Annotated in this window: 11 protein-coding genes; 10 read left to right on the top strand and 1 reads right to left on the bottom strand. The window is 58.8% G+C overall.

Annotation, left to right across the window (positions count from 1 at the left end; translation table 11 throughout):
- Positions 1-37: 37 nt before the first annotated feature.
- The 9 genes from XH90_RS34925 to XH90_RS34890 all read left to right on the top strand — a co-directional run bounded on the left by XH90_RS34925 (position 38) and on the right by XH90_RS34890 (position 11,947).
- Positions 38-3,493: an indolepyruvate ferredoxin oxidoreductase family protein gene (locus XH90_RS34925; protein ID WP_164933586.1), complete on the top strand. Its 3,456-nt coding sequence runs from the start codon at positions 38-40 to the stop codon at positions 3,491-3,493.
- A gap of 15 nt (positions 3,494-3,508) precedes the next feature.
- Positions 3,509-3,640, top strand: coding sequence for a hypothetical protein (locus XH90_RS39920; protein WP_276575769.1), 132 nt, complete (start codon positions 3,509-3,511; stop codon positions 3,638-3,640).
- Positions 3,641-3,653: 13 nt separating this feature from the next.
- The gene (locus XH90_RS34920; RefSeq protein WP_206733113.1) at positions 3,654-4,979 is read left to right on the top strand and encodes a carotenoid oxygenase family protein; all 1,326 of its coding nucleotides are present in this window, start codon (positions 3,654-3,656) and stop codon (positions 4,977-4,979) included.
- A gap of 311 nt (positions 4,980-5,290) precedes the next feature.
- Complete coding sequence (locus tag XH90_RS34915) at positions 5,291-5,923, top strand: VOC family protein (protein ID WP_128930002.1); 633 nt, start codon at positions 5,291-5,293, stop codon at positions 5,921-5,923.
- A 6-nt stretch (positions 5,924-5,929) separates the two neighbouring features.
- Positions 5,930-6,367, top strand: coding sequence for a nuclear transport factor 2 family protein (locus tag XH90_RS34910; RefSeq protein WP_128930003.1), 438 nt, complete (start codon positions 5,930-5,932; stop codon positions 6,365-6,367).
- A gap of 25 nt (positions 6,368-6,392) precedes the next feature.
- Positions 6,393-7,664: an MFS transporter gene (locus XH90_RS34905; protein ID WP_128930004.1), complete on the top strand. Its 1,272-nt coding sequence runs from the start codon at positions 6,393-6,395 to the stop codon at positions 7,662-7,664.
- Positions 7,665-7,704: 40 nt separating this feature from the next.
- On the top strand, positions 7,705-8,553 hold the full coding sequence (locus XH90_RS34900) for a fumarylacetoacetate hydrolase family protein (RefSeq protein WP_128955136.1): 849 nt from the start codon (positions 7,705-7,707) through the stop codon (positions 8,551-8,553).
- A gap of 124 nt (positions 8,554-8,677) precedes the next feature.
- A complete protein-coding gene (locus XH90_RS34895) occupies positions 8,678-9,673 on the top strand; it encodes a zinc-binding dehydrogenase (protein WP_128930006.1) in 996 nt (331 codons plus the stop codon).
- A 201-nt stretch (positions 9,674-9,874) separates the two neighbouring features.
- Entirely contained in the window at positions 9,875-11,947 is a 2,073-nt protein-coding gene (locus tag XH90_RS34890) for a methyl-accepting chemotaxis protein (RefSeq protein WP_128930007.1), read from the top strand.
- Between the two features lie 388 nt (positions 11,948-12,335).
- Here the strand turns inward: XH90_RS34890 and XH90_RS34885 are convergent, their stop codons facing one another.
- Positions 12,336-12,983 (bottom strand): TetR/AcrR family transcriptional regulator, encoded by a 648-nt coding sequence (locus XH90_RS34885; RefSeq protein ID WP_164938227.1) that lies wholly within the window; start codon positions 12,981-12,983, stop codon positions 12,336-12,338.
- Positions 12,984-13,153: 170 nt separating this feature from the next.
- Between XH90_RS34885 and XH90_RS34880 the strand changes: the two genes are divergently transcribed.
- Positions 13,154-14,254: an efflux RND transporter periplasmic adaptor subunit gene (locus XH90_RS34880; RefSeq protein WP_164935433.1), complete on the top strand. Its 1,101-nt coding sequence runs from the start codon at positions 13,154-13,156 to the stop codon at positions 14,252-14,254.
- Positions 14,255-14,346 lie beyond the last annotated feature (92 nt).

Below are 14,346 nucleotides of genomic sequence, written 5' to 3'. Positions count from 1 at the left end.
AAAGTCTTTTGCGCCAGCGCATCCAATGGAGTTGCGAATGAGTAATTCCTCTATCTCGCTCGATGATCGTTATTCCAAGCGCGGCGGAACAGTTCTCCTCGGCGGAGTGCAGGCGCTCGTCCGCCTGATGCTATTACAGGCCGAGCGAGATCGGATGAATGGCTTGTCGAGCGCGGGTTTCGTCAGCGGTTATCGGGGTTCACCCCTTGGTACGCTCGATGCCGCGTTTGCCTCTGCGAAGCGGCTAACGAGCGACCAAAAGATTGTGGTGCAGCCGGCGGTCAATGAAGAACTCGCGGCCACCGCCGTGGCCGGTACGCAGCAGATCCATCAATCACCCGGCGCCCGGGTCGATGGTGTTTTTGCGTTGTGGTACGGCAAGGGCCCTGGACTGGATCGCGCGGCGGACGCGATTAGGCACGGCAACTCGCAAGGTTCTTCGCCGAACGGCGGGGTGGTCGTCGCCGTGGGTGACGATCATCTGGCAAAATCCTCAACGGTCGCCTGCTACAGCGACGAGACTGTCGCCAGTCTCCTCCTCCCGCTGCTCTACCCGGCTGATCCCGGCGAGATCGTCAGCTATGGACTCCACGGCTTTGCCATGTCGCGGCTGACGGGATCTTGGGTTGCGCTAAAAGTGCTGACGGAAGTGGCCGACAGTACACGCACCGTGCCGGCCGCAGAATTAGGTAATTTGCCCGTTCGGCCCGACGTCACTGTGCCGGACATTGGCCTGCATAACCGCTGGCCTGACTTGCCGCTCGATCAGGAACGGCGGCAGCATGAATTCCGTTTGCCGGCTGCGCTTGCTTATGTCCGGGCAAACGGTCTCGATCGCGTCGCGGTGAGGCCTAAGGACGCGCGGGTCGGTTTCGTCGCGGCCGGCAAATCTTGGAATGATTTGCGCGAAGCACTCGACCTGCTGGGCCTTCACGATTCACGGCTGATCGAGCTCGGGCTGGCTCTCTACAAGCCGGCGATGATCTGGCCGCTAGAGCCTCAGGGCCTCACAGCCTTTGCCGAAGGCCTGCAGGAGCTCGTCATCGTGGAGGAGAAGGCGCCGCTGATCGAGCGCCAAGTAAAGTCTATACTCTACGGCCGGTCACAGGCTCCCTCGGTTTGGGGCAAATGTGGACCGGAGCAACACCCGATGTTTTCTGCAACGGGCGATCTAACGCCCGAGCAGATTGCTGTCCAGATCGCGGCGGTCATCGCAAGGATATCCGGTGATCAGGTCGTAGCAGCACGAGGCGAACGCTTGCGCCGGCACACGAACCAACGCGGATTTGCAGATGTGCCCGCATCCCGGCGTCCATTCTTCTGTTCCGGGTGTCCGCATAACCGGTCGACAGCCGTGCCAGATGGCAGTCGAGCTCTCGCTGGGATTGGCTGCCACGGTTTAGCCGCGCGCAATCGCCCTGACACGTTCAGCTATTCCCAGATGGGCGGCGAGGGAATCCACTGGCTCGGCCTCGCTCCGTTCACCGACGAATCGCATGTGTTTTCGAATATGGGCGATGGCACGTATTTCCATTCAGGCCTGCTCGCAATCCGCCAGGCGGTCTCTGCTAAGCTGAACATCACCTACAAGCTGCTCTACAACAGTGCTGTCGCGATGACAGGCGGTCAAGCAGTCGATGGCGACCTTTCCCTCGAGCGGCTTCTGCGCCAGCTCCGGGCCGAGGGCGTCAGCACAATAATTTTGGTCACCGATGATCTGGCGTCCTATCGTGAGCATGCCGAGGTCCACTCCCTGGCGGGAGAGGTGGTGGATCGCGACGAACTTGATGCCGTACAGCTCAAATTGCGAGCCCAACCGGGTGTAAGCATCATCGTATATGACCAGATGTGTGCTACCGAGCGCCGGCGGAAACGCAAACGTGGCCAACTGAAGGAAACCAGCCGCCGCGTCTTCATCAATCAGCTGGTCTGCGAAGGCTGCGGCGATTGCTCGATCAAGTCAAACTGCCTATCCGTGGAGCCGGTCGACACTCCACTAGGTACGAAGCGAAGAATCAATCAATCGAGCTGCAACACCGATCTCAGTTGCATTCGAGGCTTCTGTCCCAGTTTCGTAACTGTCGAGGGTGCCCGTGTGAACCGCGGGCCAAAACCGCAGCTTACGATCGACCAACCATTGCTGCCCCTGGTGAGCGCTGCGCCGCCGCAACACAGCCGCATTCTTCTTGCCGGCGTAGGTGGGACCGGAATCGTGACGACGAGCGCGGTGCTGGCAATGGCCGGACACCTGGCAGGTCGAGGGGCCGCGGTGCTGGACCAGATCGGAATGGCTCAGAAGGGCGGGGCGGTTACAAGTCACGTTCATCTTGGCGGCCCCATTCATGCTTTGCGGATTCCAGCGGAGCACTGTGACCTTCTCCTGGCTTGCGACCAGATCGTCGGCAATGCATCGGACGTGATGGCATCTCTCAACCGAGGGCGGAGCCGCGTCCTCGCCAATGCTGACGTGTCCATCACTGGAGATTTCGTCACTAATCGTCAGGCCGTCGTGAATTCGAGTTTGCTGACGAGACGGCTGAGCACACAAGTTGAACCGGAACATTTCGCGGTGTTTCCCTTCACGGCTTTGGCACAATCTTTGTTCGGCGATTCGATCGCCGCCAATTTCATGATGATCGGGTGCGCTTATCAGAAAGGCTGGCTTGGCCTTAACCTTGAGGACCTCCACCAGGCGATCGAACTCAATGGCGCCGCCAAGGAGGCAAATCTCGCTGCGCTTGAGTGGGGGCGTCGGTTAGCTTCCGACCCTCAATTCGTCTTTGTTGCAGCAGGCCTGGCCGAAAAGACTGAGCAGCGCACCCCTGAGGCGGAGATCCAAGATCTTACGACATTTCTTCGCAACTATCAGAGCAATGACTACAGCCAGCGTTTCCTTGATGTCATCAACCACATCCGTGAGGCGGAGACTAAGGTTCATACTGGCCATTCGCTAACGCTGGCTGCTGCGCGATCCCTGTTCAAGCTGATGGCCTACAAGGATGAGTACGAGGTTGCCAGACTCTATACGAGCGGAGAGTTCGAGCGGGCAGTCCGATCTCAGTTTGATAGCTTCGCAAAGCTGTCAATCTATCTTGCACCGCCTTTTCTGTCTCGCCGCGACAAGACAACGGGAGAGCCGCGCAAGATCCGGTTCGGAGCTTGGATCTTGCCCGTCTTCAGAATCTTGGCGGCCTTGAAGATCTTGCGCGGAACACCCTTCGACGTCTTCGGAAGGAGCGCCGAGCGCCGCACCGAGCGTGCTCTGATCGCCGAATTCATCGATGCCTTGAACCGCTTACCCCGTCGATTGTCAGCGGCATCGCTTCCACAGGCTGTCGCCATTGCTGAGCTACCGCTCGAGGTGCGTGGCTTCGGCCACGTGAAGCAAAAGGCGATCGAATTGTTCCGGCGGCGCCTTGGGGAGGCGCTCGCAGGTTACGAAAATGCGGCGCCTCACTTGGACGCTAGCGCGCGCACTACGCTAAAGGCATGAAAACCGAGGTGACAAATGACGAAGCGTTTCCCTGACGATCCGATTTATCATGGCTTCGACGCTCCTGGCCGTGTAGAGGCACACGTGTTCGATCTTGACGTTGAAGGACGCATTCCAACCGATCTCGACGGCACCTTTTTCGTGTAGCTCCCGAACCACAATGGCCGCCGAGCTTGGCCGTGACATCTTTTTTAACGGCGATGGCATGGTTGGCGCCTTCCGTTTCAAGGATGGTCATGTCGACTTTACGTCGAAATATGTCCTGACCGACAAGTTCGTTGCGGAGCGGGCGGCGCGCCGCGCCCTCTACGGCGCCTACCGCAATCCGTTCACTGACGATCCATCGGTTGCCGGTACTATCCGAAGCACGGCCAATACCAACGTCGTCGTTCACCATGGGCTGTTGCTCGCGCTGAAGGAGGACGGACCGCCGGTCGCGATGCGGCCAGATACGCTTGAAACGATCGGTAACTACCGTTTTGACGGAAAGATGACCAGTCAGACATTTACGGCTCACCCCAAGATCGATCCGACCAATGGCGAGCTGATTGGCTTTGGTTATGCCGCCAAGGGTGTGACGACCACCGATATCGCCTATTACGTCATCGATCGCGGCGGACACGTGGTGCATGAAGCTTGGTTTAATGCGCCGCGGGCAGCGATGATACACGACTTCGCCGTGACGGAAAACTATGTCGTCTTTCCCGTGAGCTCGCTGACGTCGGACATCGAACGCCTGAAGCAGGGCGAACCGGCCTTTGCCTGGCAGCCGAATGTGGACCAAATCTATGGGGTTCTGCCCCGCCGCGGCAGCGGAAAAGATATTCGTTGGTTTACAGTGCCGACGAACGGCTTCCAGGGCCACACCATCAATGCATGGGACGAAGGACACAAAGTCTATCTCGACCTGCCCGTCGTCAATGACAACGTGTTCTGGTTCTTCCCAGAATATAGTGGGCACGTGCCTGATCCCCGGTCCCTGCGTCAAGCCATGACGAGATGGACATTTGATCTATCTAGCAACAGCCCCGTTCCTCAGGCCGAGATCTTTACCCAAACGATGGGCGAGTTCCCCCATGTGGACGAGCGTTACGCCACGCGGCCCTATCGTCATGCCTTTCTCGCCCTTATCGACCCCTTCGCTCCGTATGACGCGGATCGCTGTGGCCCGCCCTCGGTCAACGCTTTCCTCAACGGCCTCGCTCACCTGGATATAGCGACCGGAAAGAGCGAGCGCTGGCTACCCGGTCCCACCTCGTCTGTCCAAGAACCGGTGTTTGCTCCCCGATCCCCTAATGCGCCGGAGGGAGACGGCTACGTCATTGCGCTCGTCAACAGGCTCGACGAAAGGCGGAGCGGCCTCGTCATCTTGGACACTCAACATTTTGCAGATGGCCCGGTCGCAGTCGCTCACTTACCGCTGCGGCTACGCAACGGCTTGCACGGCAACTCGGTGCCTTCAAGCGAGCTCACTGCACCAAACTGACACGGCTCCACTACGGACAGCAACCAGCTGACCTCAGCCACAGGCAACCACAAGAGGATGTAACATCTCTTGTGGTGACCTGCCTGTGGCTGATTTCGCTCGTGAGGCGACCGTCGCGCCAGGGACGGCGATCTTGGACGGCCTTGCATGTTGCCGCTTCAGCATGACGGGCGTTTGATCATTCACGAACAAGCGCCCGCGCTCAACTCCAGACAAATGCTGCATGGCGCCATATGTAATAGTTGACATATCGTCGAGCCCTGATAACCTAGAACTATAAGTCAAAAGTGTCATATGAGGAATCTGTCCCCATGAGCGTCCAATCGCTACCCGCCGACCTGCACAAGGCAACCTCCGCGCTGCCTTCGCCGCGCGTTTCGGAGATCGTTCTGCAAACTGCACAGTACGAGCTGATGCGCGACTGGTACTCATCTGTGCTGGGATTGAGCTGGAGCATCACAAATCCTGGCGGTGCCCCGGAAAACCGGCGCCGTTTCGCCGGCTCGCCCAAACAGACCCGAGCTAGCGACGTGCGATCCTGTTTCATGTTCTTGGACCGCTCGCCGGTTCATGGGCAGGTCCTGGCGCTATTCGAGCTGCCAGAGCTATCCGACTCGCCCAGCCGCGATCCCGGCTTGAATCACTTTCAATTTCGTCACGCAAATCTGGCGGCGCTGCTGGATCGCGTGGAATTGTTGCTCGGCGCTGGTCTGCAAGCCCACCGCGCTTCCAACCACGGTCCAGTGACAAGCTATTATTTCTCAGATCCAGACCAGAACGTCGTTGAGCTTTGCTGCAACAATTTTGACGACGCCGAGAAACTCAAGGCCTTCATCGACTCTGACGCTTTCAAGAACAATCCCTCTGGCATTGATGTCGACCCGAAGGATTTCTTGGCGCGCTTCCGCGCCGGCGAGCCATTAGACCAGCTGCTTAAGATCTGAGGGCCCATGCAGCGGGATAGGCTAGAACGAGCGGCGGATATCCTCGAGGCTCAAGCGACGGTCTTGAGCTTCATGGAGCATTTTGACTATGGCAATGCCGAGGCCGCTGCAGGGCTCTTCACAGAAGATGGTGTCTGGCACCGCGGCGATGGCCTTGTACGCGGCAAGGGCATGCTTGTTGATCTTATCAATCGCCGCGATCGCAACCTGGTCGTCCGACACCTGATCTCCAACATCAGATCGGAATGGCTGAACGAAGATCGCATTCTTATTCACGCGTACGTAACTCTGCTCAGCCAGCGCAGTGAGACCACTCCTCAACAGTTTCCTCTGCCATTTGATGGCGTAGCAGGATTTGGCCGTTACGAAGACGAGCTGCATCGGAGCGACGGGCGCTGGTTGATCGCAAGAAAGAAAACGGTGACCGAACTCAAGAAAAAATAAAACATGAGCTGAAAAGGGGAGGAAGATGATGACGAGCGTTAATACGCCTGCGCTGCCGGCCGTTGGCGACCTGTCGCCGCAGGTTCAGCTACGTGGAATAGAGGCAACAAAGGTCGTGCTCGGTTCCGGAATTGGCATGTTGACCAATTTCGGGCCGATCGTAATCTATACTTTCGGAACATTCCTGCTGCCAATTGTCAACGATACGGGCTGGTCGAGGGCCAGCGTGGCTGCCGCTCTTGCGCCAGCTGCTCTCTGCTCCGGCTTCTCGCAGCCAATCGTCGGGTGGCTGGTCGACCGATATGGGCCGCGCGTCTTTGCAGGCTTTTCTTTCGCTTTGTTTGCGCTCGGCCTGATTGCACTCGGTCAACTTCCACGTGATCCCTTAAGTTTTGCAATCTTTATGGGCCTGCTCGGACTCCTTGGCGCGGGGCAAGGGATCACGGCTTTCACCTACATAGTCACTCGGACTTTTTCGACCTTTCGTGGGTTTGCGCTCGGCATCATTAATGCAGCCTCGGCCGCCGGCATCATGTTAATGCCCGCGATCGCCACCTTTTCCATTGCAGAATACGGCTGGCGCAACAGCTACGCAGCGATCGGCGCTGGGGTCGCAATCCTTGGCGCAGTAGCCGTCATCTGGCTCATTCCCGGCAAGGAGCGCTTTCAGAAGTCCGCCGCTTCCGCGCAATCCTCCAAGCTTGTCTTCGGTGAGCTTTTGTCTGCTCCAATTTTTTGGATGCTTGCGTTGGCATTCCTACTGATGACGCTCGCCATTCAAGGTATGATTGTCCACATGACACCGTTGTTGATCGATCGCGGCTTTCGGCCCGTCGATGCGGCGGCTGTGATGGCGACATACGGCATGACGATGCTGGTAGCCCGCTTCTTGCTCGGGTCCATGCTTGATCGATGGTCTCCACGGTTGGTAGCGGTCGTTGGTTGCCTCGGTCCTGTGGCTGCCGGACTGCTGTTGGTCTCGACACGGCAGACTTCTATGGTTTATTTGGCCGCAGCTCTTCTTGCGCTTGGAGCGGGAGCAGAGTCGGATCTCATCCCATACACTGTCGCACGGCAATTCGGCGTTGCCCAGCTGGGGCAAAAGATCGGGCTGTTTATCGTCGTGTTCGCCATTGGCGTAGCCATTGGCCCGCTGATGTTTTCCGCGGTTCAAGCCTTGCGGGGAAACTACGACATCGCGCTCATCGCCAGTAGCGCCCTGATGCTGGCGGCGTCAGTCATCTTTGCTTTGATCCCATCCGCCTCGTTAAGCCAAAACGGCGAAAAGAGCGGCTGAGTCAGCCTTCATCAGCGCCTCAAAAAAAGAAGGTATCTCAATGAAAGTAGCTCGATTTGCTCGGAATGGCTCGGTCAGCATCGGCCTTGTGAAGGGCGACGGCATCATCTCCCTGTCGCCGTTTGATAAAGGCCTATCTGATATCGATGAAGTAGTGGCTGCGGAAGGCTGGGCTCGCGCAGAAAAGCTTATGACACGCGAGCCTGACCTGAAGATTGGTGACGTTGAGTTTCTTCCTCCCCTGTCTGCTAGGGCCAGGGTGTTCTGCGTTGGCTTCAACTATAAAGCTCACGTAGACGAGACCGGAAACGAGGCGCCTGCTTACCCGACTTTTTTCCAGCGAACGCACGAGAGCTTCGTTGGGAATCGCCAGCTGCTGCTTCGGCCTAAAGTGTCTGAGCGCCTCGATTACGAGGGGGAGCTTGCTCTCATCATCGGCCGGACGTGCCACAGAGTGGAGGAGGGAAGGGCGCTCGACTACGTCGGCGGGTACACCTGTCTAAACGAGGGCAGTGTCCGAGATTACCAAAAACACTCTGCCACTGGCATGACGGGCAAGAATTTCGATTCGAGCGGATCCATAGGACCCTGGATCGTGGCGGCGACTGACGTCCCGCATCCGGACCGCCTCGCGCTTTCCACGCGCTTAAACGGCGAGGTGGTTCAACAGGCATCGACGAGCCAGCTGATCTATGGGTTACCGCGGCTTATAAGCTATCTGTCCAGTGTTCTCAGGCTCCTGCCAGGCGATATCATCGCGACCGGTACTCCAGCAGGAGTTGGGTCGCGTCGCGTTCCGCCGCGTTGGCTGCGCGCTGGCGACCGGGTCGAGGTGGAGATCTCAGGCGTCGGAATTTTGGAAAACGCGGTGATCGACGAACCGACGTGAAAGCTCGCCCGAAAGCGGCCGCTTAAAACCTTCCCGATAGGCGGACCCAACAATCTGCTTTCAACAACGGCCCGCGGTTAAGCGCGCCAATACGACCTTACCAATTCAGCGCACGGAGGTGTTCATGCCCGCAGCCATGATGAAAGCTGTTCAAGTCGAAAAGCCGGGAGGACCCGAGGTCCTCAAATACATCGATCTGCCAATTCCCACACCGGCGGCTGGGCAAGTCCTCATTCGGACCGACACCATCGGGGTCGGGAAATACGATGCGCTGGTCAGGACTGGACGCTACCCGTGGCCCGTGGAGTATCCGGAGGTGCCGGGGATCAGTGTAACCGGCTATGTTGAGCGGGTGGGAGATGGTGTTGAAGGCTTCTCCCCGGGCCAGCCCGTTCTCGCATGGAAGTTTTCTCGCCGATGTTACGCCGAATATGTCGCCTGCGATGTCCACGAGATCACGAAGCTGCCTGAAGGCATAGACATTGAGGGCGCGGTCGCAATTCCCGACTATCAGGTCGCATGGGGCATGTTGAATGACGCTGCAGATCTGCGCCGGGTAAAGGTCGCCTCCATCAACGGAGCTACTGGCGGCGTCGGCTGCGCCATGATCGATCTTTGCCGCGCTGCTGGGATACAGCTGATAGCTGTCTGCCGGGCCCCGAACAAGGCAGCGTTCGCCTTGGAGCGGGGTGCAAGCTATGCGATCGACAGCAGCTCTGAAGCGGTTGGTGCCCGGATCTTGGATATCACCAAAGGTACGGGCGTCGACTTGATGTTCGACCAATTGGTCGGTCCGGATTTCCGCGACAACATCAAGCTCGTTGCTCCCTTGGGACAGATCGTCACGTTCAATGCGCTGTCGGGACTTCCATCGTCCGACCTATTCGCGGACTTGCGCAAGAACATGGACCGCAGCATCTCAGTGCGTGCTTATAGCGTTCACGTCTACGATCCATTTCCTCAAGAGCGCGTACGGATTGCGTCAGAGGTCTTCAAACTCGTGGAAGCAAGAGCCATCAATCCGTCCGTGACGGTGCGATTGCCGCTTAGGGAGGCTGTGCAAGCGCATCGAATGCTTGATGGCCGGGAAGTTATGGGCAAGCTGGTGTTAAAGCCGTAGCGAGGGATGCATCACCGCACACCCGAGACGCCGTGATTCGCCGCCTTCCATTTCCTGTCGATGGCAAGGAGATGCGGCGCAATCGACGACACGACAATTCTATACATAGGCATACCGCCACCAAGATGCGTCCCGGACTTAATGATGAATTAGCGAGAGCGCGATAGGTTCTCGGAAACTTATGCGAAATGTGGGGTACGCATGCGAATCGGAAAGCTCTTTGCGCTGTCGATGCTGACGGTGACCACGTTTGCGGTTATTCTCGGCGCCGAGGTTCTGCTTCCGCAGACGCGCATCTTCGTTAGTCGCTCCGAATCCATCAAAATGGTCGAGGCTTTCGGCGCGGTGCTGATGGTCAGTCAACACCTGGCGGGCCTTCGTACACCCTACATCACGATCTTTCAGGAAACGCCCGCCACGCCGACCCAGATCGAAGCGATGGGCAAGGCGTCGAGCGCCGCCGATGCGGCCTTCGACCTGGCCCGCAACAGTTTGCTGGCCCTTGATGGTGGCGAACCGATGATCCAAAGCCTGGACCGTACCGGGCGCCGTTTCAAGGATGTTCATGCGGCGGCCGATCGGGCCGTGCGCGTATCCCTCGGATCGCGCGATAGTGCGGTGGTCAAAGAACTCCTTCCCACTGTTGCCGAGATGATCGGCGCGATCGAGCCGATCCTGAATCGGCTGGAGGGGCAGGTGGTCAGCGCCGATTCTTCACTTGCAACGCTGCTGAGCCTGGCGCGAACCGCGCAGGATTTGCGGGTGACCGCCGGCAGCCACGCCTCGCCACTGTCGCCGGCCTTGAGCGCCTCGCGTCCGCTCACTCCCGCTGAATTTGCGCTGATGGATCGTATGCAGGGCCGCTTAGATGCCGACCGAGAACGCATCGAGGGCACGATCGACCAGCTCGGCAATCCGCCCCGCCTTGCCACGGCCATGAAAGCGGCCGTCGAAGCCTATTTCGGAAAGGCGATTCCGGTCGTCGAGAAGGAAATGCCGGCGGCCAGAGGCGACGGCAAATACAGTCTCAGTCCCTCCGACATGGCCAAGGTCATTGTGCCCGCTATCCAGATGTTCTTCGGCGTCCGCGATGCCGCCTTGGCCGAAGCTGCCGAGCGCGCCTCGGCGGTCCGTGACGGCGCGCTGGGGATGCTGGTGCTTGCAGGAGTTGCAGTGCTGGCCCTGCTCGGTACGCTCGCTGGCGTGACCATAATGCTGCGCCGACGCGTGGTGACGCCGCTAGGCCAGCTTGCGGAGGTGATCGGCACTCTTGCGGCCGGAAACCATGACGTCGAGATCCCATCGACCGGCCGGAATGATGAAGTCGGCCAAGTTGCCGGCTCGCTACAGCATTTCAAAGACAAGCTAGTCGCCCAAAAGGCTGCCGACGCCGCGGCCGCCAGCGAAGCCGAGGGCAAACTCAAACGCGGCCAACGCTTGGACCAGATTGCGCGCGAATTCGAGGCCATGATCGGCGATGTGATCAGGACCGTTTCGTCCGCCTCCGCGGCGTTGGAAGCGTCGGCCGGTATGCTGACTAGCACGGCCGAGCAATCCAAACAGATCACGGCTGCCGTGGCTGGCTCCTCCGAACAAGCTTCGACCAACGTGCAGACCGTGGCGGCGGCCGCCGAGGAGATGTCGTCGTCCGTCGACGAGATTGGTCGCCAAGTGCAAGATTCAGCCCGCATTGCTGGCGAAGCGGTGCTGCAGGCGGGACGGACCAACGAGCATGTCGCCGAACTCGCCAAGGCGGCCCGTCGGATCGGCGACGTAGTCGAACTCATTAGCCAGATCGCAAGCCAAACCAACCTATTGGCCCTCAACGCCACTATAGAAGCGGCACGCGCCGGGGAGGCCGGCCGCGGGTTCGCGGTGGTGGCGTCGGAGGTCAAGGCTCTGGCCGAGCAGACGGCCAAAGCAACCGACGAAATCGGTCAGCAGATAACAGGCATTCAGAGCGCAACCCAGGACTCGGTCGGCGCGATCAAGTCGATCGGAGACACCATCGGCCGCATGTCAGAAATCGCCTCCACGATCGCGGCGGCGGTTGAGGAGCAGGGCGCGGCAACGCGCGAAATCTCCCGCAACGTGCAGCAGGCGGCGCATGGTACCCGACAGGTTTCGGCCAGCATCGTTGATGTACAGAGGGGCGCCAGCGAGACCGAAACGGCGTCATTCAACGTGCTCGCCGCCGCGAAGTCACTGTCCGGCGAAAGCAACCGGCTAGAGACCGAGGTCGCCACATTCCTGGAAGCGATCCGCGCAGCCTAACGGGCCTAACACGGATCACCTGTCCTCGCCGGAACTCTCCGGGCTGAACGTCTCATTGCTCGTCTTGAACGGGCACTCACCACAAGGTCACCTGGACACACCGTCGATAGTCATGTCGGGATAGCACTCAATATGTTTGCCTCGAGTTCGTTGCGGAAACCCCGCAGACTCTGATCGTCCGCTGGATAACAATTGAGTGACAGGTCAGCACCCACACTAGTCACGACCGCCGCCTCACAAACTTTGCTGGCGGTGCAGCTGTGAGCCGTGTCGTGGAAACGTTGCGATCACGACGTGGCTGGGCAGCCTCCTACTTCCTTTTGGTAAACTCAGGCGGCGACGACATTCTCTTTTTCGCCCGTCGATCGGCTACTAATTCAGCAGCCTGCTAGGCGTTTTCGGGACACATCACTGCGCTAATGACGGCGATCAGCTCCTTGCGGAATTGCTTGTCGTCTTTAGCAACCGGCGCAAATCGCGCGATGAATTGCCGGTTAGCCATGGACATCGACATCGCGCCGAGGGCGGCAAAGAATCGCAAGTTCGGATCGACTTTCCGGCTGTTGCCACTCCGATTGACTGCTGCGATCAAGGGTACCAAGGTTTCTCGGAGTGGCTTAGTTAGGGCATTGTGAAAGAACTCAAATCGCTCGCTCTGGTCGATCCCGGCAACCTCGTTGATGACAAATCGCGCAAATTGCGGCTTACGCTGGCCCACATTGATCAATTGTTCAATCGTAAGCTCTAGGCGCTCCCTCGAAGACACTTCTGCCCCATCCGATCGCACGGATGCGAGCAGAGCCATCGCCTCCCCCGAAAACGACTCGATTACGGCCTTCCATAGTTCGAGTTTTGATCCGTAGTGGTAAGAGATCAGGGCGACATCAACTTTCGCGGCAGCAGCGATTGAGCGGAGGTTTGCCTTTTCGAAACCGTGCTCGGCAAATGCGTCGAGCGCTGCATCGAGAAGGTTGTCGGCCTCTAGTTCTGAGCCCTTCCGTGGTCGACCGCGCGTTCTCACGGCTTTTCGAGACATCCCTCCTCCTCCATCGACCATTCCGACCTCTTGACGTTTAGAACGATGCAACTAAATATTCAACGCCTGTTGAATATTACGCCTTGGAGTTCTTTGGCGGGGCGCTCAGACAACTTGAAACTTTGAGTTAAATCAGCATGTTGCAAATGCCCAGCGAAGAAGGGGACCTAATGCCGCGGCTGGCCAACAGGGCGCAATTCCGCACGTCGCTCGCGCTCGTCGCGACCGTGCTTACAGCGTTCCCGAACTCGATGGCGCGAGCGGGTGACAAGTCTTCGGCGCTGTTGCGCGTGACCGTCGCCACCGCCCGCCGGCAACACATCACGCCAGACCTTCCCCTCACTGGGACGATCCAGGCTCGCATCCTTTCGAACATTGCATTTCAGACCAGTGGACGAGTTGTCCGTCGCGACGTCGAGGTTGGGCAGTATGTCAAAGCAGGTCAAACTCTCGCGCATCTTGAACGGACCGAGCAGCAGACCGATGTTACCAGTGCTGAAGCAGCGCTGAATGCTGCGAATGCGCAGTTGCTGGAAGCCCAACGAAATTTCGAGCGACAACAGTCTCTGCTTAGCAGTGGCTCTACCACACGTGAGCGATTCGATCAGGCGTTAGCCACGCTTCGAACAGATGAGGCGCAGGTCAACAGCGCACAAGCTGCCCTGAATACGGCACGCGAGCGGCTAACCTACACGGAATTGAAGGCAGGACGGGACGGCATCATTGTCTCACGTAGTATCGAAGTCGGCCAGGTTGTGCAGGCCGGACAGACGGCTTTCGCCCTTGCCGAGGATGGCCCGCGGGATGCGGTATTCCAAGTTCCCGAGATTCTTGTCACCAATCCGCCAAACGACAGGACTGTCGACATCACCTCGCAATCGATGCCGAATGTAACTGTTGCCGGCTCTGTGCGCGAGATCTCGCCGATTTTGGATCAGGCCACCGGCACCGTTACGCTCAAGGTCGCGGTCGAACGAGCGCCGGCCGATTTGACACTCGGTTCGGCCGTCGTCGGTAGAGCCCGTTGGGAGTTATCGCCTGCCTTTGTCATTCCATCGAGCGCGCTGTTTGCAGCCAACGGTAAGCCCGCAGTCTGGATATTGGATAGCGAGAACAAGGCCCGGCTTCGCGGGGTCGTCGTGCAGGAATATCTCACTGGAGCGGTCGCGTTGGCCGCCGGATTGGAAGAAGGCGAGCGTGTCGTAACTTCCAGCGTACAACTGCTGTATCCAGGGAAGGTTGTCGCGGTCGCCTACGGAGCCGAGCCATGACGTCGCCCGCACCCACGGTCTTGCGGCTGCTACTTTTCGCCTGCGCCGCGGCGCTTTCCGGGTGCGAGGAGAAGAGCCTCGAATCGCCCGTC

It is taken from the genome of Bradyrhizobium sp. CCBAU 53338, assembly GCF_015291665.1.
GTDB lineage: Bacteria > Pseudomonadota > Alphaproteobacteria > Rhizobiales > Xanthobacteraceae > Bradyrhizobium.
This window is presented reverse-complemented; position numbering and strand designations above follow the sequence as displayed.

Bases quoted from the DNA above. Each gene is read 5' to 3' on its own strand.
- XH90_RS34880 (WP_164935433.1), top strand. From the start codon at position 13,154: ATGCCGCGGCTGGCCAACAGGGCGCAATTCCGCACGTCGCTCGCGCTC.
- XH90_RS34920 (WP_206733113.1), top strand. From the start codon at position 3,654: ATGGCCGCCGAGCTTGGCCGTGACATCTTTTTTAACGGCGATGGCATG.
- XH90_RS34905 (WP_128930004.1), top strand. From the start codon at position 6,393: ATGATGACGAGCGTTAATACGCCTGCGCTGCCGGCCGTTGGCGACCTG.
- XH90_RS39920 (WP_276575769.1), top strand. From the start codon at position 3,509: ATGACGAAGCGTTTCCCTGACGATCCGATTTATCATGGCTTCGACGCT.
- XH90_RS34890 (WP_128930007.1), top strand. From the start codon at position 9,875: ATGCGAATCGGAAAGCTCTTTGCGCTGTCGATGCTGACGGTGACCACG.
- XH90_RS34885 (WP_164938227.1), bottom strand. From the start codon at position 12,983: ATGTCTCGAAAAGCCGTGAGAACGCGCGGTCGACCACGGAAGGGCTCA.
- XH90_RS34915 (WP_128930002.1), top strand. From the start codon at position 5,291: ATGAGCGTCCAATCGCTACCCGCCGACCTGCACAAGGCAACCTCCGCG.
- XH90_RS34900 (WP_128955136.1), top strand. From the start codon at position 7,705: ATGAAAGTAGCTCGATTTGCTCGGAATGGCTCGGTCAGCATCGGCCTT.
- XH90_RS34910 (WP_128930003.1), top strand. From the start codon at position 5,930: ATGCAGCGGGATAGGCTAGAACGAGCGGCGGATATCCTCGAGGCTCAA.
- XH90_RS34895 (WP_128930006.1), top strand. From the start codon at position 8,678: ATGCCCGCAGCCATGATGAAAGCTGTTCAAGTCGAAAAGCCGGGAGGA.
- XH90_RS34925 (WP_164933586.1), top strand. From the start codon at position 38: ATGAGTAATTCCTCTATCTCGCTCGATGATCGTTATTCCAAGCGCGGC.